This is a genomic window from Arthrobacter mobilis (assembly GCF_012395835.1).
GTDB lineage: Bacteria > Actinomycetota > Actinomycetes > Actinomycetales > Micrococcaceae > Crystallibacter > Crystallibacter mobilis.
This window is the reverse complement of the sequence record NZ_JAAZSQ010000015.1, coordinates 53178-76382: the sequence shown is the minus strand read 5'-3', so window position 1 is coordinate 76382 and position 23205 is coordinate 53178. Positions and strand designations below refer to the sequence as shown.

The 23205-nt window shown below is 69.8% G+C and carries 22 protein-coding genes; 12 read left to right on the top strand and 10 right to left on the bottom strand.

The window, feature by feature from the left end; all coding sequences use genetic code 11:
* Positions 1-2: 2 nt before the first annotated feature.
* The 5 genes from HGG74_RS14665 to HGG74_RS14645 form a co-directional block, all read right to left on the bottom strand.
* The gene (locus tag HGG74_RS14665) at positions 3-854 is read right to left on the bottom strand and encodes a pyruvate, water dikinase regulatory protein (RefSeq protein WP_312856860.1); all 852 of its coding nucleotides are present in this window, start codon (positions 852-854) and stop codon (positions 3-5) included.
* Positions 855-3263: a phosphoenolpyruvate synthase gene (gene ppsA / locus HGG74_RS14660; protein ID WP_168487495.1), complete on the bottom strand. Its 2409-nt coding sequence runs from the start codon at positions 3261-3263 to the stop codon at positions 855-857.
* A 608-nt stretch (positions 3264-3871) separates the two neighbouring features.
* On the bottom strand, positions 3872-5149 hold the full coding sequence (locus HGG74_RS14655; RefSeq protein ID WP_312856859.1) for an MFS transporter: 1278 nt from the start codon (positions 5147-5149) through the stop codon (positions 3872-3874).
* A 6-nt stretch (positions 5150-5155) separates the two neighbouring features.
* Positions 5156-6082, bottom strand: a complete 927-nt coding sequence (locus tag HGG74_RS14650) for an MBL fold metallo-hydrolase (RefSeq protein WP_312856858.1) — start codon at positions 6080-6082, stop codon at positions 5156-5158.
* Positions 6083-6112: 30 nt separating this feature from the next.
* Positions 6113-7492 carry an aldehyde dehydrogenase family protein gene (locus HGG74_RS14645; RefSeq protein WP_168487493.1) on the bottom strand — a complete coding sequence of 460 codons (1380 nt, stop codon included), beginning with the start codon at positions 7490-7492 and terminating at the stop codon, positions 6113-6115.
* Between the two features lie 158 nt (positions 7493-7650).
* Between HGG74_RS14645 and HGG74_RS14640 the strand changes: the two genes are divergently transcribed.
* The 5 genes from HGG74_RS14640 (at position 7651) to HGG74_RS14620 (ending at position 13203) form a co-directional block, all read left to right on the top strand.
* Positions 7651-8451, top strand: coding sequence for an SDR family oxidoreductase (locus tag HGG74_RS14640; protein WP_168487491.1), 801 nt, complete (start codon positions 7651-7653; stop codon positions 8449-8451).
* Positions 8452-8621: 170 nt separating this feature from the next.
* Positions 8622-9455: an IclR family transcriptional regulator gene (locus HGG74_RS14635; protein WP_168487489.1), complete on the top strand. Its 834-nt coding sequence runs from the start codon at positions 8622-8624 to the stop codon at positions 9453-9455.
* A 121-nt stretch (positions 9456-9576) separates the two neighbouring features.
* Positions 9577-10944 carry an MFS transporter gene (locus HGG74_RS14630; RefSeq protein WP_168487487.1) on the top strand — a complete coding sequence of 456 codons (1368 nt, stop codon included), beginning with the start codon at positions 9577-9579 and terminating at the stop codon, positions 10942-10944.
* A gap of 37 nt (positions 10945-10981) precedes the next feature.
* Entirely contained in the window at positions 10982-11968 is a 987-nt protein-coding gene (locus HGG74_RS14625) for a PDR/VanB family oxidoreductase (protein WP_168487485.1), read from the top strand.
* Between the two features lie 35 nt (positions 11969-12003).
* Complete coding sequence (locus tag HGG74_RS14620) at positions 12004-13203, top strand: cytochrome P450 (RefSeq protein ID WP_168487483.1); 1200 nt, start codon at positions 12004-12006, stop codon at positions 13201-13203.
* On the opposite strand, the gene HGG74_RS14615 is transcribed toward HGG74_RS14620, so the two are convergent.
* A complete protein-coding gene (locus HGG74_RS14615; RefSeq protein WP_168487481.1) occupies positions 13190-14116 on the bottom strand; it encodes a LysR family transcriptional regulator in 927 nt (308 codons plus the stop codon). The two genes, HGG74_RS14620 and HGG74_RS14615, sit on opposite strands and share 14 nt — an antisense overlap.
* A 102-nt stretch (positions 14117-14218) precedes the next feature.
* On the opposite strand from HGG74_RS14615, the gene HGG74_RS14610 reads away from it, so the two are divergent.
* From HGG74_RS14610 to HGG74_RS14580, 7 genes are all read left to right on the top strand, one after another.
* Positions 14219-15268 carry an MBL fold metallo-hydrolase gene (locus HGG74_RS14610; RefSeq protein WP_168487479.1) on the top strand — a complete coding sequence of 350 codons (1050 nt, stop codon included), beginning with the start codon at positions 14219-14221 and terminating at the stop codon, positions 15266-15268.
* Positions 15269-15285: 17 nt separating this feature from the next.
* A complete protein-coding gene (locus tag HGG74_RS14605) occupies positions 15286-16698 on the top strand; it encodes an MFS transporter (RefSeq protein WP_168487477.1) in 1413 nt (470 codons plus the stop codon).
* 126 nt (positions 16699-16824) lie between these two features.
* A complete protein-coding gene (locus tag HGG74_RS14600; protein ID WP_168487475.1) occupies positions 16825-17271 on the top strand; it encodes a hypothetical protein in 447 nt (148 codons plus the stop codon).
* Between the two features lie 98 nt (positions 17272-17369).
* Positions 17370-17792: a YybH family protein gene (locus HGG74_RS14595; protein WP_168487473.1), complete on the top strand. Its 423-nt coding sequence runs from the start codon at positions 17370-17372 to the stop codon at positions 17790-17792.
* Between the two features lie 3 nt (positions 17793-17795).
* Positions 17796-19184 carry a purine-cytosine permease family protein gene (locus tag HGG74_RS14590; protein ID WP_312856857.1) on the top strand — a complete coding sequence of 463 codons (1389 nt, stop codon included), beginning with the start codon at positions 17796-17798 and terminating at the stop codon, positions 19182-19184.
* Positions 19177-19818, top strand: a complete 642-nt coding sequence (locus tag HGG74_RS14585) for a cyclase family protein (protein ID WP_168487471.1) — start codon at positions 19177-19179, stop codon at positions 19816-19818. The genes HGG74_RS14590 and HGG74_RS14585 overlap by 8 nt, the downstream gene beginning before the upstream one ends.
* Before the next feature lie 89 nt (positions 19819-19907).
* Positions 19908-20126, top strand: a complete 219-nt coding sequence (locus HGG74_RS14580) for a hypothetical protein (protein ID WP_168487470.1) — start codon at positions 19908-19910, stop codon at positions 20124-20126.
* A gap of 44 nt (positions 20127-20170) precedes the next feature.
* On the opposite strand, the gene HGG74_RS14575 is transcribed toward HGG74_RS14580, so the two are convergent.
* From HGG74_RS14575 to HGG74_RS14560, 4 genes are read right to left on the bottom strand one after another with little or no spacing between them, the layout of a single operon-like run.
* Positions 20171-20698 carry a flavin reductase family protein gene (locus tag HGG74_RS14575; RefSeq protein WP_168487469.1) on the bottom strand — a complete coding sequence of 176 codons (528 nt, stop codon included), beginning with the start codon at positions 20696-20698 and terminating at the stop codon, positions 20171-20173.
* 1 nt (position 20699) lies between these two features.
* Positions 20700-21056, bottom strand: coding sequence for a cupin domain-containing protein (locus HGG74_RS21960; protein ID WP_168487468.1), 357 nt, complete (start codon positions 21054-21056; stop codon positions 20700-20702).
* Between the two features lie 2 nt (positions 21057-21058).
* Positions 21059-22522 (bottom strand): 4-hydroxyphenylacetate 3-hydroxylase family protein, encoded by a 1464-nt coding sequence (locus HGG74_RS14565; protein ID WP_168487467.1) that lies wholly within the window; start codon positions 22520-22522, stop codon positions 21059-21061.
* Positions 22519-23199: a DUF2848 family protein gene (locus HGG74_RS14560; protein WP_168487466.1), complete on the bottom strand. Its 681-nt coding sequence runs from the start codon at positions 23197-23199 to the stop codon at positions 22519-22521. Before HGG74_RS14560 ends, HGG74_RS14565 begins: the two co-directional genes overlap by 4 nt.
* Between the last annotated feature and the right edge of the window lie 6 nt (positions 23200-23205).

The following is a 23205-nucleotide window of genomic DNA, read 5'->3' as shown; positions in this document are numbered from 1 at the left end:
GGTCAGTGGTGCAGCTGCATGCGCTGGAGGATGGTGGCGGAGATTTCCTCGACCGACATGGAAGCCGAATTCACGTACGGCACCTGGTTGGACTCGTACATCTCCTCGGCGTTGCGCAGTTCGTAGCTGCACTGGGCCAGCGAGGCGTAGGTGGTGTCCGGCCGGCGCTCCTGGCGGATCTGGCTGAGCCGGACCGGCAGGGAGGTGAGTCCGAAGCACTTGTGGATGAAGGGCCGCAGGGGATCCGGCAGGGAGCGGCGGGCAAAGTCCTCCTCGATCAGGGGGAAGTTGGCGGCCAGGATGCCGTGCTGCAGGGCCAGGTACATCGCCGTCGGGGTCTTGCCGCAGCGCGAGGGGGCGATGAGGATCAGTTCCGCGCGCTCGAGCGCGCGGATCGACTGGCCGTCGTCGTGCTCGATGGCGTATTCGACGGCGGTCATGCGCAGCTGGTAGCGGATGGCGTCGCCGACGCCATGGGCCTTGCCCGGCTCCCCGCTGGCCGGTGCCTGCAGGGCATCCTCGAGCTCGGCGATGTGGGCGCCGAACAGGTCCATGAAGTGCCCGCTGCTCTGCGAGAGGATCGCGCGGATATCCCGGTTGACGGCGGTGGAGAAGACGATCGGCCGCGGGCCTGCCGCGGCGACGGCGTCGATGGCCTGCACGACCCGGGCCGCTTCCTCCACCGTGGTGATGAAGGGGATGGTGCGGCGTTCGAACCGGTGGCCGGGAAACTGGGTCAGCAGGGTGTTGCCCAGGGTCTCGGCGGTGATGCCGGTGCTGTCCGAGAGGAAGAACACCACGGGGGCGGGCCGCTGCCCGGCCCCCGCGGTGTCCTTCTGCTGTGTGTCGGCCACTCAGACCGCGGAGCGGTTGCCGGTCTTGGCCAGGCGCAGCCAGGTGTCGGTCACGGCGTCGGGGTTGAGCGAGATCGAGCTGATGCCCTGTTCCAGCAGCCATTCGGCGAAGTCCGCGTGGTCGCTGGGGCCCTGGCCGCAGATCCCCACGTACTTGCCGCGGGCGCGGCAGGCGGTGATGGCCATTTCCAGCAGCTTCTTGACCGCCGGGTTGCGCTCGTCGAACGAGCCGGCCACCAGCGCCGAATCCCGGTCCAGGCCCAGGGTGAGCTGGGTCAGGTCGTTGGAGCCGATGGAGAAGCCGTCGAAGTACTCCAGGAACTCATCGGCCAGCAGGGCGTTGGCCGGCAGTTCGCACATCATCACGATCTCCAGGCCGTCCTCGCCGCGGCGCAGACCGTTGGCGGCGAGCAGTTCGGTCACCCCGCGGGCTTCGTCCACGGTGCGCACGAACGGGACCATCAGCTTGATGTTGGACAGGCCCATCTCGTTGCGCACGAACTTCAGCGCCTCGCACTCGAGCTCGAAGGCCTGGCGGAAGGCGTCCGAGAGGTACCGGGAGGCGCCGCGGTAGCCGATCATCGGGTTCTCTTCGGCCGGCTCGAAGGCCGGGCCGCCGAGCAGGTTGGCGTACTCGTTGGACTTGAAGTCCGAGAGCCGGATGATCACCGGTTCCGGCGCGAAGGCTGCGGCGATGGTGGCGATGCCCTCGGCCAGCCGGCGGACGTAGTAGTCCCGCGGCCCGTCGTAGGCGGCGATCCTGTCCTGGATCTGCTGCACCGTGTAGTCCGAGAGCGCGGCCGGGCGCTCGACGGTACCTTCCAGGGCCAGCAGGGCGTTGGGGTGGATGCCGATCTGGCGGTTGATGATGAACTCCAGGCGGGCCAACCCGACGCCGTGGTGCGGCAGGCGGGCGAAGCTGAAGGCCTGCTCGGGGGTGCCGACGTTCATCATGATCTTCACCGGTGCGGCCGGCATGGTGTCCAGGGCGGTCTCGTGCAGGCTGTAGTCCAGCAGCCCCTCGTAGACGAACCCGGCCTCGCCCTCGGCGCAGGAGACGGTCACCGGGGCGCCGTCGGCGAGCACCTTCGAGGCGTTCCCGGTGCCGACCACCGCGGGGATGCCCAGTTCGCGGGCAATGATGGCCGCGTGGCAGGTGCGCCCGCCGCGGTCGGTAACGATGGCGGCGGCCTTCTTCATGATCGGTTCCCAGTCCGGGTCGGTCATGTTCGCCACCAGGACATCGCCTTCCTGGAACGAGGCCATCTGGTCGATGGAGGCCAGCACACGCACCTGGCCGGCGCCGATGCGCTGGCCGATGGCCCGGCCCTCGGCCAGGACGGCGGAACGTTCGTTGAGCGTGTAGCGGGAGATGGTGCCGCTGGCCTTGCGGGACTCGACGGTCTCCGGGCGGGCCTGCAGGATGTAGAGTTCCCCGTCCACCCCGTCCTTGCCCCATTCGATGTCCATCGGGCGGCCGTAGTGGGCCTCGATGGCCACCGCGTGCCGGGCCAGCTGCTCGACCTCGGCGTCGGAGAGGCTGAACCGGCGGCGCTGCTCGCCCGGAACGGGCACGAAGTCCACGGTCCGGCCGACCTCGCGGGAGTCGGTGTAGGTCATCTGCACGGCCTTTTCGCCCAGGCCACGCTTGAGGATGGCCGGCCGGTTCGCGGCCAGGGCGGGCTTGTGCACGTAGAACTCGTCCGGGTTCACCGCTCCCTGGACCACTGCCTCGCCGAGGCCGTAGGAGGAGGTGATAAAGACGGCGTCGGTGAAGCCGGATTCGGTGTCCATCGTGAACATCACCCCGGACGCGCCGATGTCGGAGCGGACCATGCGCTGGATGCCGGCCGAGAGGGCGACCTCGGAGTGGGTGAAGCCGTGGTGGACGCGGTAGGCAATGGCCCGGTCGTTGTAGAGCGAGGCAAAGACGTCCTTGATGGCCCGCAGGATGTTCTCGATGCCGCGGATGTTCAGGAAGGTTTCCTGCTGGCCGGCGAAGGAGGCGTCCGGCAGGTCCTCGGCAGTGGCGCTGGAGCGGACCGCCCAGGAGACCTCGGTGTCCCCGCCGTGGCTCTCGGCCAGCGTGGCGTAGGCGGCGCGGATTTCCTCCTCGAAGCCGGCCGGGAACGGGGTCTGGCGGATCAGGTCCCGGATCTGCGTGCCGGCCGCGGCCAGGGCGGTGACGTCATCGCTGTCCAGGTCCTCCAGGATCGCATTGATCCGCGCATCCAGGCCGGACTCGGACAGGAAGCGCCGGTAGGCGTCCGCCGTCGTGGCAAAGCCGTCCGGGACCCTGACCCCGGCCTTGGTCAGGCTGCGGATCATTTCCCCGAGAGAGGCGTTCTTGCCACCGACCCGGTCAAGGTCGGCCAGGCCAAGTTCGGAAAACCAAAGAACGTCGGTCATATGATGGTGCTCCTTTTGGGGCACGCGCACAAAAGCGCTGTGGACAAAATGTGCTGATGCCCAAGGCTGGCTGGTCGGACCTCACGGAGGCAAGCAATTGTGATGCACGCAACATTCACCGAAGGTCATTGAAGGTCACCGAAGGTCATCGGACGGAGGGCACGCCGGACCCGGTGCCGGGACCCTTCCAGGTCCCGGCACCGGGTCCGGCGTGCGGACTCAGGAGGCCGCTACGACTCGTCCTCCCTGTCGTCGTTCAAGCCGTGCCACCAGCCCCACCAGCCTTCCTGGCCGTCATGCCGGTTGCTGCAGGAACCGGGCGGGGGGCTGCCCTGCCGGCCGCGGGAGCGGCGGCTGTTCTGCCCCGGGCTGCGGACCTGCGCCGGGGATGCGGCGGCCGGTCCGCCAGCTGCCGGCAGTGGTTCGGCCCGAAGCGGCGTTGTCCTGTGCATTGCAGACCTCTTCATGGGGTTCATGGGGGGCAGCGGGTGCTCCGGGCGGTGGGGGCCCGGCAGCAGAGCTAGTCAAAGGTTTCAGTAACCAATCCGGACAGCGGCCGCCGTCCGGATGTGTGCATACCTCGAGGCTGGCAGGCGGTCCGGGATGGGTCAACCCTCCGGTGCGGTTTCGCGGCGCGCAGGGGCGGATCCGTCCGCGCGCCGCACCCGCCGCAGCGCGGACAGGAGCAGCAGGCCCACCGCGCTGAGGCCGCAGGTCATCCACCACGTGGTGCTCCAGCCGCCGGAAGCGGCGGCCAAGGCGGCGACAGCCATCGGTCCGGCGAAATTGCCGACATTGAAGATGTGCTGGGACAGGCCGAGCACCGCGGGGACGGACCCGCCGGGCGGGGCAATGCCGACCGAATACCGCGTCAGGGCGGCCGGGACCAGGCCGGCCACCGCGGAGAACAGCGCGATGAGCAGGAGCTGAAGGAGGAATCCGTCCGCCTGGCCTGTCCAGTCGATGGCAAAGGTCGCCCACGAGGTCGCCGCCATGGCCAGGAACGCGCAGCAAACGATCCGCCGCTCGGAAATTCCGCGCTGCAGCAGCGGGCCGGCCGCCAGCGCGCCGACGGCATTGACCCCGCCGATGGCAGCGCCCAGCAGTCCGGCCCAGAGGCCGGCCAGGCCGAGGGACTGGTAGATCGAGGGCAGGAAGCCCAGCAGGGCCATCCACTGGGCGGTGCAGCAGGCGAAGACAAGTCCGGTGATCCAGGGGCGCGCCGTCGACACCGTGCGCCGGACCTTGGCGGCGGAGTCGCGCCAGGCGGCGGCGCGGGCAGGGGCGTCCGGCGGCACGCGGGCCAGGATGAACGGGACCGGCAGCAGCGTCACCACGGCCATGGCCAGCCACCACGGGCGCCAGCCGGCTGCCTCCAGGAAGAGCGCGCCGGCGGAGAGGCCGATCAGCGAGGCCAGGCCGTGGAAGGTGGCCCAGCCGGCCAGGGCCAGGTCGAGACGCCGGGGCGGGGCCACCCGCTGGATCAGGGCGGGCGCCCCCACGACGGCCAGGAGGAACCCGACGCCTTCGAGGATCCGCGAGGCCATGAGCAGTCCGGCGCCGGGAGAGGCGGCACCGGCCAGCGAGCCGGCACTGAGCAGCAGCAGGCCCGCCACCAGCATGCGGCGCAGTCCGATGACCTCCCCGCCGAGGGCAACCGGCAGGCCGCCGGCGATGCTGGCGGCCTGGATGATGCCCACGAGCAGTCCCGCCTGGACGAGGCTCAGCGACAGCTCGCCCTGCACCTCCGCCAGGGCGCCGGGAAGCTTCCAGATATGCATCGCGGCGGCGATGCCGGCTGCCAGCACGGCCAGCCAGGCGCCGTCACCTCGCCAGGTCGCTGTGCTCTCGTTCCCCGCTGCCCGGGCGGCGGCCGGCGCGTCCACGCTCGGTCAGACGGCGGAGGCCACGGGTGCGCCCACGGCAAAGCGCTGCCCGCTGGCTGCCACGTCGACCGGGCCGTCGAAGAAGGCGGCGGCGCGGCTGCTCCACCATTCCGGTTCGGCACGGCCGGCCAGGTGGGAGAGCACCAGGCGTCCGACGCCGGCGGCGGCGGCCACCCGGCCGGCGCCTTCGGGCGTCGTGTGGGAAAGCCGCTGGTGGTTCAGGAAGGCGGGGGCGAAGCCCTTGTCCGCATAGAAGTCCAGGTTCACCGCCTCGTGCACCAGCACGTCCGCGCCTTGGGCCAGCACCGCCAGGCCGGCGCACTCGGCAGTGTCGCCGGAGAACACCACGGAGCCGGCGTCGGTATCGAAGCGGAAGGCCAGGGCCGGGCGCACCGGCGGGTGCTCCACCAGGATGCCGGTGACCTTGACCCGGCTGTCCTCATACACCTCGAACGGGCGGGCGGCCTCGGCCGAGCCGTGCGCCGGGGTGGCCAGGTCCACGGTGCGCAGCAGCGCGGCCAGGTCCGGGCGGGCCTCGTCGTGGACCCGGATGTCAATGTCATACGAGTACGCCCTGAGCGCGTGCGCGACCAGGTCGCGGGTGCCGGCCAAGGTCCCGCCGGCCGGGTGGGTTTCGTCGCGGCCCGGACCGAGGACCGACACGGGCCCGGTGAAGCCCTCCACCGGGTCGCCCCAGTTCCACAGCAGGAAGCCGGGCAGCTCCACCACGTGGTCCGAGTGCAGGTGGGTGACGAAACCGGCGGCGAAGTCCTTGCCGCGCAGTCCGGCCTCGTGCGCGGCCCGGGTGCAGCCCAGTCCGAAGTCCACCATATAGAAGGCATCGCCGACCACCAGCGCGCTGGAAATGCCGTTCTCCGGGCCGCGGATGGCCGGGCCGGCGGCGGTGCCGAGGGTGATCAGGTCGACGCTCACGTAGTGTCCTTCGGAAAGAGTGCGGGTGGGTCAGGCGTGCGGGCGGGCGTTGATGACGCGGGTCTCGAGGTACTCCTCCAAGCCCCAGCGGCCGCGCTCGCGGCCGATGCCGGAGGCCTTCCAGCCGCCGAACGGGGCGTCGGGTTCGACCAGGGTGTGCTGGTTGACCCAGACGGTGCCGGCCTCCAGTTGCGAGGCGACGCCGTAGGCGCGTTCCGGGTCGGGGCTCCAGACCGAGGCCCCGAGCCCGAACTCGCCCGCATTGAGCCCGGCGATGGTGGCATCGAGGTCGTCGTAGGCGACGATCGGCAGAGCCGCGCCGAACTGCTCCTGTTCGACCAGGTCCATGCCGGGCTCGGCGTCGATGACCACGGTGGGGGAGAGGAAGTAGCCGGGGAGGTCGCAGCCCGGACCGCCGCCGGTAATGACGCGGGCGCCGCCGCCGACGGCGGAGTCGACCAGGCCGCGGACCAGCTGCAGCTGGGAGGCGGTGTGCATCGGGCCCATCGTGGTGCCGGCGGCGATGCCGTGGCCGACCACGTGCCGGGCGGCTTCGGCGGCGATCGCCTCGGCCAGCTCGTTGCGGCGGCTGCGCGGCACGTACACGCGCTTGACCGCCATGCACACCTGGCCGGCGTTGCGGAAGGCGCTGCCGACGATGCCGCGGGCGGTGACCTCCATGTCGGCGTCGTCGAGCACGACCGCCGGGTCGTTGCCGCCCAGTTCCAAGGTGACGCGCTTGACCGTGGGCGCTGCCTGCTGGGCGATCGAGATGCCGACCTCGGTGGAGCCGGTGAAGGAGATCTTCCGGACCCCCGGCAGCGTGCTCAGCGCGACGTTGACGGTGCGCCGGGAGCTGGTGCGCACCTGCAGCACGCCGGCCGGCAACACCTCGTTGAGCAGCTCCACCAGCGCGATGGTGGACAGCGGCGTCGACGGAGAGGGCTTGGACACCACGGTGCAGCCGGATACCAGGGCGGGGGCCAGTTTGACGCACAGCAGCGAAATCGGGAAGTTCCACGGGGTGATGGTGCCGACGACGCCGACCGGGCGGTAGTGCACCTCCAGGCTGCGGTCGGCGCGCGGGGCCAGCGGCTCGACCTCGTCCCAGGCCAGATCCGCGTAGTACTCGAAGAGCCCGGCGGCCACGGAGAACTCGCCGGCGGCGTCGGCCTTCGGCTTGCCCTGCTCGCGGGAGAGCAGATCGGCCAGCCGGTCCAGATCGCGCCGGATCAGTGCCGCGCAGGCACGCAGGGCGCCGCGGCGGCCCTCACGGTCCGCGGCCCAAGCGCCGGCGGCGGCACAGGCGGCGGCGACGGCTTCGGCAACGTCCTGTTCGGTGTTCTCGGGGGCCTGGCCCACGACCTGGAGGGTCGCCGGGTCCAGCACGTCGTAGCGGGCTGCCGTCATGGGAAGGTCCTTTCGGCACGGGGAAGGATTCCCTCCAGTGTTCATGCTCCCGGGCACCGGATGCACGGAGCTTTCCGTCCAATGGAAACCCGGCGGCCGCGTGTCCCGCAGGCTTGCCACGATGGGTGAAGCAAGCATGCAGATCCAAAGGAGTGCCCATGACCACCGACCAGCTTCCCATCGTTGTCACCGGGGTCTCCTCCGGCATCGGCGCCCGCACCGCCGAGGTCCTGGCCGGACGCGGCGTGCCGCTGATCGGCATCGACCGCAACGCCCCGGAATCCTTCGACGGCACCTTCGTGCAGGCCGACCTCTCCACCGCCGCGGGCGTCGCAGCGGCCGCGGCCGTCGTCGCCGCGGCCGCCCCGCAGGGGATTGCCGGGCTGGCCAACATCGCCGGCGTGCCCGGTACCGCCCCGTGGCGCACCGTGCTGTCCGTGAACGTCTTCGGCGTGCGCGGGCTGGTCCGCGCCCTCGCTCCGCTCATGGCCGAGGGGGCCGCCGTCGTCAACCTGGCGTCCAATGTCGCCGTCCAGTGGCGCGCGGCCAAGGACCGCTGCGCCCAATTCGCGCTCGCCGAGGACCAGGACGCGGCCCTCGACGCCGTGGCCGGCGACGCGGAGATCACCGCCGAGTCCTACCTGTTCTCCAAGCAGTGCGTCCGCTTCCTCACCGAGCACCTGGCCGCCGAGCTGCTGCCGCGCCGGATCCGCGTCAACAGCGTGAGCCCGGGCCCCGTGGCCACGCCGATCCTGGAGGACTTCAAGCAGGACCACGGCCGCGACAAGGTTGAGGGCGCCGGCAAGCTGCTGGGCCGCTTCGGCGAGCCCGAGGACATTGCCCGGGTGGTCGACTTCCTGCTGCGCCCGGAGGCGGCCTGGGTCAACGGCTCGGACATCCGCGTCGACGGCGGCCTGGCCGCCTACCGCGGCTCGGTCTTCGCGGCCCAGCCGGCCTGACCCGCGCACAGAGCACCCCGCGCCAGCGGCGTGCCGGGCACGGCGCCGGAACTGCCCCCAGCACGGGGGACAGGTCCGGCGCCACGCATTTAACGCGCCTCTAAACTGGAGGAAAGCGGTCCGGTCCGGGTCCCGGGCCCGGGCGCCCGGTGCGGAAAGGACGGTGCGGCATGGCAAACGCTGCCCCACGCGGCCGCGCTGGACGCGGGCCGGCTCCGGCCCGTCAGGCCGCCGGCGCCGTTGAGCCCGCCGCTGTGCAGCCGGCCGCCAGCGTGACCTCCCGGGCGCTGGCCCTGCTGGGCACCTTCGACGCCCAGCACTCCGCCCAGACCTTGAGCGAAATGGCCCGCCGCGCCGGGTTGCCGGTGGCCACCGCGCACCGGCTGGCCGGGGAACTCGTGGCCTGGGGCGGGCTGGAGAAGCGCCGGGGCGAGTACCGGGTCGGCCAGCGGATCTGGCGCCTGGGCCTGCTGGCCCCGGCGCAGCAGAACATCGCCGAGGTGGCCGCGCCGTTCATGCAGGACGTCCTCTTCGTGACACAGAACGTGGTCAACCTCTTCATCCTGGACGGGGACGAGGTGCTGCTGGTCGAACGGATGTCCGGCACCGGCGCCGGCGCCCCGTTCAAGCGCGTGGGCGCGCGGCTGTCGCTGCACGGCAGCGCGGCCGGCAAGATCATGCTGGCCTTCGGCCCCGAGGGCCTGTTCGAGGCCGCCGCTGCCAAGCTCGAGCCGCATACGCCGCGCACCATCACCAGTCCGCAGGCGCTCGCCGCGGAAGTGGAGCGGGTGCGGGCGCAGGGGTATGCGACCACCGAGGAGGAGGCAGGGCCGGGCAACTACGGCCTCGCGGTGCCGGTGTTCCTGCCGCAGCAGCAGTTGGCCGCGGCGCTCGGCGTCGTCACCCGGGGCCGGCCGGCCTCCCTGGGGGCGGTGGTCCCGGTGCTCAAGATCGCCGCCCGCGGCATCGCCCGGCGGCTGGGCACCGAGCACTGGCCGCAGTGAACCAAGATCCTTTCCATTGGATGAAAAGCGGTACGGGGGCTGTGGAGTGCGCCACCTAGCATCGAACAAACGTATTTCACGTCACACCCGGCGGTTACCGCCGCGTCAGACAGGATTTCCCATGGCTCTCCATACTCCCCACCGTGCCCCGGAAGCCGTTGCCGACCCCGCCAACCCGGCAGCCTGGGATGCCAGGCGCCGTTCCCGGCGCGGCTGGACCATCACCGTCTTCCTGCTGGTCCTGATGATGATCAGCTGGGCGGACAAGGCCATCCTCGGCATTGTCGCCGTGCCGATCATGCGGGACCTGGGCATTACGCCCCAGCAGTTCGGCCTGCTCGGCAGCGCCGTCTTCATCCTCTTCGGCGTCGCCCAGTTGGCCGCCGCACCCATCGCCAACAAGGTCAGCTCCAAGTGGATCCTGCTGGTGCTGTGCCTGGTCTGGTCCGTGGCGCAGGTGCCGATCTTTGTCTTCGCCTCGCTGCCGGCCCTCTGGTTCAGCCGGCTGCTGCTGGGTGCCGGCGAGGGTCCGCTGGCGCCGATCACCATGCATGCGGTGTACAAGTGGTTCCCCAGTCGGAAGCAGGCGACCCCGGCCGCCCTGGCCTCCTCCGGCGTGACCCTGGGCATCGTCGTCTTCGCCCCGGTGCTGGCCTGGATCACCGCCGAGTTCGGCTGGAAGTCCACCTTCATCTTCCTGGCGCTCATCGGCGTCGTCTGGGCCGCGTTCTGGGTCTTCGTTGGCAAGGAGGGCCCGTACACCTCCATGCGTGCCGAGCGCGAGATCGAAGGCACCGCCGCCGCTGCCGACGTTGACGAGCAGGCCCTGGCCGCCGCGGACCAGCAGGTTTCCTACTGGCGTTCCTTCGCCACCCCCAGCTGGCTGCTGTCCGTGCTCGCCGCGTTCCTGGCCTACTGGACCTTCACGGTCGCGATGACCTGGCTGCCTGCCTACTTCGAGAAGGTCATGGGCATGAGCACCCAGCAGGCCGGCTCGCTGATTGCCCTGCCGGCGATCTGGGGAGCGCTGGCCACCGTCGGGCTGAGCTGGCTGACCGAACTGCTCGCCGCCCGCGGCATCCGCTCCCGCTACTCGCGGGGCCTGGTGCTCGGGGGCACGGCGCTCTTCTCCGGCGTGATGGTCCTTGCCGGCACCATGGCCGACCAGCCGTGGCTGGCGATCGTGTGCTTCATGTTCGGCTTCGGCACCGCCCCGTCGATCTTCGCCCTGACCTACCTGGTGGTGGCCGAAACCACCTCCATCGGCCAGCGCGGCGCCATCCTGCAGATCAGCAATGCGATCCTCACCAGCGGCGGCCTGCTGGCCCCGGCCATCGTCGGCTTCCTGGTCGGCGCCGCCGCCAGCCCCGCGGCCGGCTATGAAAGCGCGTTCCTGCTGACCGGCGCGATGATGCTTGGCATCGGCGTGCTGTCCGTCCTCTTCATCAACCAGCAGCGCGACCGCAAGCGCCTGGGCCTGGACGTCTGAGCACGGAAACGCGGAAGTTTTGAGGAAGGAAGAACTAATGACCGAAACGGCAACGGAGACCGTCGCCACGGCAGCGGCCACCATCGACGTCGTCATTGACCGCGTGGAGACCGCCGCGGACCAGGTCGTCTCCCTGGTCCTGCGGCGCCTGGACGGCGAGCCGTTCCAGCCGTGGCAACCCGGGGCGCACATCGACGTCCACCTCGGCGAGGGCCTGGTCCGGCAGTACTCGCTGTGCTCCCCGCTGGAGGAACTGGACCACCTGCGGATCGGCGTCCTGCGCGTGCCCGACTCCCGGGGCGGATCCCGGGCCGTGCACGAACTGGAAGCCGGGAGCCCGCTGACCATTTCGGAACCGCGCAACAACTTCCCGATGCTCGACTCCCGCCGCTACCTGTTCGTCGCCGGCGGCATCGGCATCACGCCGCTGATCCCCATGATCGAGGCCGCCGAGAAGGCCGGCAAGGACTGGCAGCTGGTCTACGGCGGGCGCAGCCGGGGCACCATGGCCTTCGCGGACCGGCTCCTGGAGCGCTATGGGCCGGACCGGATCCAGATCATCGCCGAGGACGAGGCCGGGCGCATGGACCTCGACGCCATCCTGGGACTGCCCCGCGCCCACATGCTCGTCTACGCCTGCGGACCTTCCGGGCTGCTCGGCGCCATCGAGGAGCGCTGCATGGGCTGGCCTCCCGGCGCCCTGCACACCGAGCGTTTCGTCGCCTCGGCCCTGGGGGCCGGCGCGGCCAGCGAACCGTTCGAGGTCGAACTCGCCCGCACCGGCACCACCGTGACGGTCCCGACGGACAAGAGCATCCTCGACGCCGTCGAGGAAGTCGGCGTGCGCGTGCTCTCCTCCTGCCGGGGCGGACTGTGCGGCACCTGCGAAACGCAGATTATCTCCGGCGAGCCCGAGCACCGCGATGCGGTCCTGAGCGAGGAGGACCGCGAGGCCGGCGAGGTCATGCTGGTCTGCGTCTCCCGGGCCGCCGCCGGGTGTCCGCGGCTTGTCCTCGACCTCTAGCCGCCTATTCCCTTCCCTTGCGTTTCAGGAGCACCATGACTGCCATGACCCACGAACCAGCCGTTCTGGCCGACGATCCCTTCGATACGGCGAACATCCTGGACCCGTATCCCTTCCTCGCCCGGCTGCGCGATGCCGGCCCGGTCTCCTACCTTGAGAGCACCGGCAGCTACGCTGTGGCCGGCTACCAGGAGGTCTACGAGGTCCTGACCGACTTCGAGACCTACATCTCCTCCGGCGGTCTCGGCCCGCGGGACATCCGCAAGGATTCGGGCTGGCGCCCGCCCAGCATCCTGGAATCGGACCCGCCCATCCACACCGTGATGCGCCGGGCCCTGACCGGCGTGATCAACCCGGGCACGGTCCGGGCACTCCGGGGCCCCTTCACGCCGCCCGCCGTCGAGCTGACGGAGGAGCTGGCCCGCCGGGACCGCTTCGACGCCGTCACCGACCTGGCGGAGAAGTACCCGCTGCGGGTTTTCCCGGACGCCGTCGGGATCCCCGACGAAGGCCGCGAGCACCTGCTGCCCTACGGCAACATGGTCTTCAATGCCTTCGGGCCGGAAAACTACATCTTCCAGCAGGCCTTCGCGCACGGCGACGAACACGCGGCGGCCGTGATGCGCAACTGCGAACGGGAGAACCTCAGCGACACCGGCTTCGGCGCCCGCATCTGGGACCGGGTCCAGGAGGGCCTGATCACCGGGCAGCAGGCCACCCTGCTGGTCCGCGCGCTGCTCTCGGCCGGGGTGGACACCACGGTCTTCGGCATCGGCAACACACTTTCGGTGCTGGCCCGCTACCCCGAGGCCTGGGCGCGACTGCGGGCGAACCCGAAGATGGCCCGGTTCGCCGTCGACGAGGCCCTGCGCGTGGAATCCCCGTTCCAGAAATTCCACCGCACGGTTGCGGTGGACACCGAGCTGGGCGGGGTGAAGATCCCCGCCGGCGCCAAGGTGCTGGTCTTCATTGGCGCCGCCAACCGCGACCCGCGCAGGTGGGGTGACAGCGCCGACGAATTCGACCTCGACCGCAGCGCCTCCGGGCACGTGGCCTTCGGCATGGGCCTGCACCAGTGCGTGGGCCAGCCGATCGCGCGGCTGGAGATGGAGATCGTGCTGCAGCAGCTGCTCGAGCGCGTGGCAACCATCGAGCCCGACGGGGAGCCGGTGCCGATCCTGCACAATGTGCTCCGCGGCTTCGAATCACTGCCGGTGCGCATTACGGCCGCGTAGCCGGGAGACCGCCGCCCGGACTTCCGTCCCAAAAGGCCCGCAGCGCCGCCAGGGCTTCCTCGACCAGGGTACTGCGGGCCACCCCGGCGGGCAGGGCGGCCATCACCGAGTTCCGCGGAACGTCGCCGGCCAGCGGCCTGAACACCAGCGGCCGGCCCTCCGGACTGCAGGGAACCGGCTGCATCAGCAGCGAGTAGGCCAGATTCCGGCCCACCACATTCTGGATGGCCTGCACGCTCGCCGAGCGCCAGCGCACCGTGGGCTCCACGCCGGCGCGGGCGAACTCGGCCAAGGTCCGCTGCAGCGCCGGTTCCTCGTCCATGAGCATGGCGGGGTAGGAGGCAAGCTCGGCCAGGCTCACCGTCTCCCGGGCCGCGAGCGGGTGCTCGGGGCTGAACACCACCTGGCGTTTCATCTCCCGGAATACTTCGGTAGTGCAGTCGGACAGCACCTGCGCCTCGTACACCACGCACAGCTGGAGCCGTCCGGCCAGCATTGCCTCCTGGATTTCGGTCCCGTCGCCTTCCAGGAAGTCCAGCTCGACCTGCGGGTGCCGGCGGGTAAACCAGTCCACCAGCGGCGGGATGGCATGCATGGCCAGCGTCCGGAACACCCCCACGACCAGGCGCCCGGACAGCTGGCCGTGCACCTGGCCCACCGCAGCGGCCAGGTCCGCGACCTGGTCGGCCATCAGGCGGGCCCGGGTCGCCACGACCTGGCCCTCCGGCGTCAGCGCCACGCCCCTGCCCCGCCGCCGGATGGCCAGGGTCGCCCCGACCGCCGCCTCCAGCTGGGCCAGGGCCAGGCTCACCGCTGCCTGCGAGACGTTGCAGCGCTGGGCGGCCTCGGTGACCGACTGCGTCTCGGCGACGGCGGCAAAATACTCGAGCTGGCGCAGGGTGATTTCACTCATAAGCTCTCCTTGTTGGTCTTGCCAGTTATTATAGTTAGACAAATGTGACGAGCACCACGATCCTTGAAGCAGCAACCTGAACCGCTGAAAGGAACGGCCCCGATGCGCCCCCATGTGATTACCCTTGGCACCGCCGGCGGACCCCGCTGGTGGAAGGACCAGGACGGCACGCCGCGCTTTGGCATCGCCACCGCCGTCGTCGTCAACGGCACCTGGTACCTCGTGGACTGCGGCCAGGGCGCCGGTCGGCAGGCCAATGCCGCTGGCCTGGACATGGCAGACCTGGGCGGTATCTTCATCACCCACATGCACTCGGACCACACCGTGGACCTGCCCTCGCTGCTGCTCTTCGGGGCCTTCGAGCTGAAGAATTCCCCGCGCGGCCCGATCCCCATCGTGGGTCCGGGCGACCGCGGCAAGCTGCCGCCGCTCTCGCCCCGTGCCACTTCCGTCCCCGTGCCGGTGGCCCCGCAGCGGCCCACCCCGGGCGTGGCCGGACTGGTCGAGGGCCTGCTTGCCGCGTATGCCACGGACTGCAACGACCGGATTTTCGATTCGCTGGCCAAGAGCCCCTTCGAGCAGTTCGACCCGCGGGAGATCGTCCTGCCGGCCGGCACCGGGTTCGACCCGGATACCAATGTCGCCCCGGACATGGAACCGTTCGAGGTCTTCCGCGACGGGAACGTCACGGTCAGCGCCATCCTGGTCTCGCACCACCCGACGGCGCCGGCCTACGCATTCCGCTTCGACACCGAGGCCGGTTCGGTCACCATCTCCGGCGATACCGCCCCCTGCGCCAACATGGTGCGCCTGGCCCGCGGCACCGACCTGCTGCTGCACGAGGCGATCAACCTGGACATCCTGGCCCGCCAGTACTCGGACGCGCAGATGCTCCAGGCCACCATGGACCACCACCGCCGCGCCCACACCACGGCCGCCGAGGCGGGAAAAATCGCCGACGACGCCGGTGCGCGCCACCTGGCGCTGCACCACCTGGTCCCGAGCTACTCGCCGCCCGAGGCCTGGGCCGAGGCCCGCACCACCTTCGGCGGGCCGCTGAGCATTCCGGAGGACCTGGACGTCATCCCCTTCGGCCGGACTGCCGGGCCCGTTTCCCTGACCACCCCCGGCACCGCAGCCGCCGCACGCTAAGACACCGAGGACACGCCATGACCACACAGCCGCAGACCCCGGCCACGCCCGCCGGCAGCTACCACGCCGGCCCGGGCGAGATGCGCCGGATCCTGTTCTCCAGCTTCCTGGGCACCGCCGTCGAATACTACGACTTCATCCTCTACGCCACCGCCGCCGGCATCGTGTTCAACCAGGTCTTCTTCGCCGGCATGGACCCGAGCCTGGCCATCTTCATCTCCTTCGGCACCCTGGCCGTCGGCTACATCGCCCGCCCGCTGGGCGGCTTCATCTTCGGCCACCTCGGGGACAAGCTGGGCCGCAAGGCGATCCTGGTCGGCACCGTGCTGATGATGGGCATCGCCTCGACGCTGATCGGCCTGCTGCCCACCACCGACCAGATCGGCGTCTGGGCCCCGATCCTGCTGGTGGCGCTGCGGCTGCTCCAGGGCATCGCCGTCGGCGGTGAATGGGGCGGGGCCATGCTGCTGGCCTTCGAGAACGCGAAGAAGGAATCCCGCGGCTTCGCCTCGGCCTTCGCCTACATGGGCGCTCCCGCCGGCACCATCCTCGGCACCCTGATGCTCTCGGCCATGGCGACGCTGCCGGACGGACAGTTCCTGGCCTGGGGCTGGCGCGTTCCGTTCGTGCTCTCCGCCGTGCTGATGGTGCTGGCCATCTTCATCCGCATGCGCGTCTCCGAGTCCCGCGTCTTCAAGGAGCTCTCCGCCAGGGCTGAGACAAAGAAGCGCCGTGTCCCGGCAGCCGAACTGGTCCGCGAGCACCCCAAGTCGCTGCTGATCGCTGTCGTCTCCGGCCTGTCCGGGCAGATGGCGCAGGGCCTGATGGGCGCGTGGGCCATTGCCTATGCCGTGCAGCAGGCCGTCCTGGTCCCGACCGAGGTCCTCAACCTCAAGGCACTCGGCGGCGTGAGCACCATCATCATGATCATCATTGCCTCCAAGCTCTCGGACCGCCTGGGCCGCCGCAAGGTCCTAATCTGGGGCAACATCGGCGCCATGCTGCTGGCCTTCCCGGTCATGTCGCTGCTGGACCTGGGCTCCACGGCTGCGTTCATGCTCGCGATCTTCCTGGGCCTGTCCGTCGTGCAGGGCTTCACCGCCGGTCCGTACGGCGCCTTCGCCGGCGAACTGTTCCCCACCTCCGTGCGCTACTCCGGCACCTCCATCGGCTACCAGCTGGCCTCCACGCTGGGCGCCGGCTTCACCCCGATGATCGCCACCGCGCTGGTGGTCGCCGGCGGCGGATCGCTCTGGATGGTCGCCTGCCTCTGGATCGCCTTCTCCGGCATGAGCCTGGTGGCCCTGCTGGCCGCCAAGGACCGTTCCGGCGAGGACATCCAGCAGCTCGATACTCCGTCCAGCCGCGCAGCCTCGGGCACCGGCGCCCCGGCCGCCGCGCCGGATGGGACCGAAGCAGTCCGGGCCTAGCTTCCCCGGCCCCGCACGACGGCGGCACGCACTCACGAGGTGCGTGCCGCCGTCGCCATTCCCCGGATCCGGCAGAATGGCACCGGCAGATGGGAAGCATGCTTATTAATGTGGCATGCTGGTGGGATGGGTTACGACGTCAAGCTCATGGGAACGGCAGGCGGGTCCGGCGAGGCGGACGCAGGCCAGGCGCAGTTCAGCGAATCGCTGGCCGAGGCCCTGGAGCAGGCCGAACGGATGGCGGCACAGGCGGACCGCGGTGAGGCGGTCATCTACGACAGGGCGCACGGCAGCGGCGCGGGGACGGAGATCGCCCGCTACTCCGCAAGCGGTGGCTGGAGTTCGGAGGCAATCACCCCGGTGTCCTGGTGGTCCAGGCTCTCCATGCCCACCAAGGAGAAACTGAAGACCGACCCGTACGGTGATGTCGGCTCCGAAATGTGGCGAGAGATTGCGGAGGCCGGCGGGCCGGTCATCGGTATCCCGCGGCCCGGCAGCGGCGGCGGGGGCTCGGCTTTCCGCCTGCCCCGGGAGATTGCCGACTTTGTCGAGTCGGAGCGGCCCAAACTCTGACCGAAAAGTTCCTCGACATGCTGCGGCAGGTGCCTTAGGGTAAGGAAAGTTCCCTCAGGGATAACATTCGTTGCTCATTACGCACCCTTGGAGTCATTATGAATTCCAGTCCGGGCCAGCAGCTGTCCGAGTCCGAAGTGCTCGCCGCCGCTGACGCCATCATCAGTGCCTTCGCGGCCACGGATACCGAGGCCTACTTCGCCGGCTTCGCGCCCGAGGCGACGTTCCTCTTCCACACCGAGCCGGCCCGCCTCGATTCGCGGAATGAGTACCGGCAGCTGTGGGACGGATGGGTCGGCGGGGGATGGCGCGTCCTCTCCTGCGGCTCGACCGACCGCCGCGTGGACACCTTCGCCGGCGGGGCCGTCTTCACCCACACCGTGGATACCACCGTGAGCACCCCGGACGGCACCGAGAGCTATACCGAACGCGAGACCATTGTCTTTGCCGCCGGCGCCGACGGCCGCCCGGTTGCCGTCCACGAACACCTTTCGCCCGTTCCGAAATCCCCGGAGGCCTGACCCGTGTCCTGGTATTCCCGGCTGGAAAGCCACCTCGAAGCCAACGCGGAGGGCACCGGCCCGGCCCGGGGCACCCTGGGCTTGCCCCGGATCCTGATGATCTGGCTGGCCGCCAACCTGGTCGTGACCACCCTGCTCACCGGGACGCTCTTCGTCCCCGGCGTCGGCTACGGCACCGCCCTGCTGATGATCGTGCTCGGCACGCTCGCCGGCGCCGTCGTGCTCACCCTCGTCGGCAACATCGGCACCCGTACCGGCCTGCCCACCATGGCCCTGACCCGCGGGGCGTTCGGCACCCGCGGCAGCCTGCTGCCGGTGGCGGCCAACGTCGTCATCCTCATGGGTTGGAGCTGGGTCCAGGCCATGCTCGCCGGCCTCGCCGTCGACTACCTGGTCGCCAGCGTCACCGGTTTTTCCAACCCGGCCCTGTTCGCCGTGCTCTGCCAGGTGCTGGTGGTGTGCCTGGCGATCTTCGGGCACGAGGGCATCGCCCGCGTCGAGCCGTGGCTGGCCGTACTGATCCTGCTGATCATGGGCTACGTCTTCGCCACCGCATTCGGCACCTTCAGCTTCGGCGAATTCACCGCGATAGCCCAGGATCAGGCCATCGGACTCACCACGATCACCGTGCTCGACGTCGTCATCGCCACCGCCATTTCCTGGACGGTGCTCTCGGCGGACTTCAACCGGCTGGCCAGGAGCCAGCGGGCCGGGATGATCGGCTCCGGGATCGGCTACAGCCTCTCCACCATCCTGTCCATGTCCCTGGGCGCGACCGCGATCGGCTTTGTGGTGCTCTCCGGCGGCGAGGCCGTCCCGTTCGACCCGGCGGTGATCGTCGGCCCCTTCGGCTGGCCGCTGGCCGTCGTGATCTTCATGTCCGTCATGGCCACCAACACCATGGTGGTCTACGGCATGGTCACTTCCGTGGTGAACGCCCTGCCCGGCCGCCGGCTGCCGTTCCTGGGGGTGGCCCTGGTGCTGGGCCTGGTCTCGGTCATCGGGTCCACCTGGTTCGGCCTACTGGAGCAGTTCACCGGGTTCCTGGTGATGATCGGCGCGTTCTTCGTCCCGGTCTTCGCGATCATGATCGCCGACTACTACCTGGTCCGGCGGGCGAACTACACGGTCGACGTGCTGCGTGCGGCCGGCGGCCGCTACTGGTACACCGGCGGGGTGAACTGGATCGCCATCGTGGTGTGGGTGGTCGGCGCGGTGCTGTCCTACCTCTGGACCTACGTCTGGATCAGCCCGGTGGGGGCAACCCTTCCGGCCTTCGCCGTCAGCCTGCTGCTCTATCTGGGCGGCATGAAAGCGGTCCGGGCCCGCGCCGCGGAGGGACGCCAGCGGCACCTGGCCGAGCAGGTGGAGGACGACGCCGTCCGTGCGTGACCTCACCCAGGCGGTGCGCACCGGGATGCCGGTCTTCCCGGGCGATCCCGAGGTGAGCATCGAGCCGGCCCTGAGCATCGAGCACGACGTCGTCGCCGTGTCCCGGCTGCACCTGGGCTCGCACAGCGGCACCCACGTCGACGCCCCCTCGCACACTGTGGCCGGCGGGCGGAGCGTGGACCGGCTGCGGCTGGAGGAACTGTGCGGGCCGGCCCTGGTGCTGCAGGTTCCCGGCCTGGCCGACGGCGAGCCGATCGGCTGGGACCGGCTCGCCGGCGGCGCCGGGGACGGCGAGGTGCCCGCCCGGGTGGTGATCTCGACCGGCTGGGACCGGTACTGGGGCAGCGCCCGCTACGAGCGGCACCCGGTGCTGTCCGCGGACGCGGCCCGGCAACTGTGGGACCGGGGGATGCGGCTGCTGGCCATGGACACGCTCAACCCGGACCCCACGCACCAGGAGGGCGGGTTCCGCCTTCCGGTGCACGATCTGGTGCTCGGCGGCGACGGCATCATCGTGGAGAACCTCCGCGCCGCCACCGGGCTACCGCAGCAGACCGTGCTGGGCATCTTCCCGCTCAACCTCGAAGGCTGCGACGGCGCCCCGGCCCGGGCCGTGGCCTGGGCGGCAAGCTGAGGCAGGTTCAAGCGGGAAATTCGCCCGAAGCTCTTGCGCTGCGGGCGGGAAGGTGCATAATTGACCAACCCGGCGATAGGAGGGTGGTCATGCTGTTCCTCTCCGCAACTGAGGCCATGCTCTGGCCGCAGCTGAGACGGCTCGGCCCCGGCCAGAGCATCGCCCTGGCCGGCCGCACCATTCTCGGCCGGGCCGAGGACGGCAGGCCGTACCTGGACGGGACCTTCGGGATGCTCAGCACGCATCCGGCCAGCGTTCCGTGCGGGCCCTGGTGCCGGCTGGACGTACCCAACGAAGCGGCCAGCTAGGGCCGGGGGCCGGCCAAGGGCCAGCCCCCGGCATCGTCATTCACTCAGAAGATCCAGGGCAGTTCCTGGTGGCCGAAGTCCTTGAAGGAGCCGAACTTGCCGGCGTTGAAGGCCAGGCCCTGCCCGTCGCGGTCCCGGCAGCCGGTGACCTGTCCGAAGAAGACCTGGTGGTCCCCGATGTCGTACTGGTTCACCACCTCGCAGTCTGCCTGCGAGAGCGCACCGCGGATCACGGGCAGCCCGCTGCCGGCGACGTCGAACTCGCCGCCGTCGAACCGTTCGCCCCCGCGGACCGCGAACCGGCGGGCCACCGATTCCTGCTTGGCGCCCAGGATCGAGATGGCGAACTTTCCGCTCTCGAGCAGGGCATCTCCGGTGCGGGTGCCGAAGTTGAGCGAGATCATCAGGATCGGCGGCTCCAGGCTGATGGAGGTCAGGGAATTGATGGTCATCCCGTGCAGCCCGCCGTCATTGGACCTGGTGGTGACGACGGCGACGCCGGTAAGGAACCGGCCCATGGTCCGGCGCATGGCCAGCGCGTCGGGTTCGGTAAAGAGGGTTGCAAGCTTCATGTCAGTTGCCGCTGTTCTGGTAGTACCGGACTTCGAACATCTTCGCCCCGGACTCCGAGAGCCACGGGCCGTGCTTCATGCCCGGCGGCCGGGTGGCCCAGTCGCCGGCCTTGAAGGTTTTGTTCAGCCGCAGGTCGGTGAAGGAACCTTCGAAGATGAACACTTCCTCCCAGAAGTCGTGAGCCAGCACGCCGTTCGGGGAGGTGTCGGTACCCGGCTCGAACTTGAGGATCCGGGTGACGCTGTCGTTGCTGTCGTCCCGGGCCAGGACGGCTTCGGAGAGGCCCTCAATGGGCGGGTTGCAGGGGGTGAATTCCACCGACGAGGCGGGGGTGAACTCGAATTCCGGCTTGGCCACGGTTACTTCTCCTTCGATCCGGCGATCCCGTAGGCTGCCAGGTACTGGTCGAGCTCGGCCACGAGGGCGTCGTAGCCGAAGTTGCGGTAGGTGTAGGCGCCCTTCACGATGAACGGGGCCCCGGCGTAGAACATTTCGTACTGCTGGTGCCGGCCGGCGAATTCGGAGCCGACGATGTCCCAGGCCAGCTTGAACAGCTTGACCCGCTCCTCGCTGGGCACCCCGGGCGACTGCACGTACCGTTCCATGTCGGGACGGGTCACCTCGCTGCGCATATCGGCCACGCTGGAGGGCAGCTGCAGCACGCCCCCGCCGACCAGGTCGCGCAGGATGGAGATGGCCCGGGGATAGGTTTCGGCCTGCAGCCCCATGGCGCCGTAGAGGGCGCGCTTGCCCGGAACCATCATGCCGGCGCTGTCCCGGGTGGCGGTGTATTCGGCGGCCAGGACAGCGGACTCGACCGAGGCGACGACGGCGGCGAGCTCGCCAAGCTTTTCCTGCACGCCAGGGATCTTGTCCGTGCCATTGACCTGGGTGACCTTGCGGGCCACGGCGGCAATGAACTTCAGCTTGGTCATGAAGCGGATCTGCGCCTGCCAGTTGCCCAGGGCGTGCGCGCCGGTGTCGAAGAACTGGCGCCGGAGCGTATCGATGTCGCGGTTGATGAACACCCGCTCCCAGGGGACCAGGACGTCGTCGAAGACCACCAGTGCGTCGGGCTCGTCATATTTGCTGGTCAGCGGGTAGTCGAAGTCGCTGGTGGCGGCCGGCGCGTAGGGGCGCCGGCAGTAGAGCTTGAGTCCTTCGGTGGCGACCGGCAGGGCGAAGCTGACGGCGAAGTCCGCATCATCGGGTCCCAGCGGCTTGATGCAGGTGACGAACACTTCGTCGGCGATGGCGGCGCCGGTGGCCAGCATCTGCGAGCCGCGCACAATCAGTCCCTCGTCGGTCTCACGCACGACCCCGACCTGCAGGAAGTCGCCTTCCCAGCCCGAGACGGTGGAGGCCCGGGAGACCTGCGGGGGAATGATGGCGTAGGAGACGTAGAGGTTTTCGGCCAGGATCCGCCGGTAGTAGTTGCTGATGTTGGCGGCGAAATCGTGCTTTTCGTTGGCGAAGACGTCCGGGTGGGCGCCGAAGGCGGCGAAGAAGGTGCCCACGTGGTCCGGGCTGCGGCCGACCCAGCCGTGGGTGTGCCGGGCCCAGGTCTCGATGGCCTGCCGGCGCAGCGTGAGTTCCTCCGCGGAGCGGGGCGCGGCGAAGACACGGTTGGCCGGTCCGCCGATCTCCTCGCAGTGGAACTGCATGCCGTTGGCCGGGTCGGCGGCCAGGTCGAACAGTTCGGCCATCGTCTGCGCGACGCGGGCAAACGCGGGGTGTTCGAGGACGTTGTCCACGGCCTGGCCATCCAGGATGACCGTGCGGCCGTCGTTGAGGGTCTTCAGGTACTGCTCTCCGGTTCTCACAGGTTCGTGCCTTTCGTCATTTTGTAGGTGTGTTCAAGAGTTGTGCCGTCAGGGAAGGTCAGTTCGAGGTGCCAGACGGTGCCTGCGGCGAACGTGCCGTCCAGCAGGGGCAAGGTGCCGCCGAGGCAGAGGAAGTCATCGTCGCCGATGCCGGTGCGCTCCAGCAGCAGCTGCACGACGTCGGCGGGGGTGCGGATCCCTGCCAGCGATCCTTCCTGGTAGAGCCGGCCGTCGACCCAGGAGCGGGCGATGCAGTCATCCAGGGAGAGCGACTCCAGGGAATCGACCGGGATGACCTGGGCCGAGACCGGCTTGGGGCAGGCCCGTTTGGAGGCGCCGATGTCCTCGGTTTCCAGGTCCCGGTCCGTGTGGTCCGACCCGATGCCGAGGTAGAACCTGCCGTGGTGGCGGATGTACAGGGGTTCGATTTCCCCGGACGTCAGGTTCGCGGAACCGGGGTGTTCGCCCGAGGAGTCGAACAGTTCGGCGTCCACGGGGTAGAACATGGGGACTTCGGGCGGGGGAGCCACGCCGATGGCGGCCAGTTCGTCGATGTGGTGCTGGACCGCTGCCAGGTCCCGGCCGGTATAGCCGGCCACGATGCCGTGGAAGCCGGTCAGGGTGATGGTTTCTCCCGTCCCTATGACCTCAAAGGTCCGTACGGTCTGCGTGCTCATTGAATT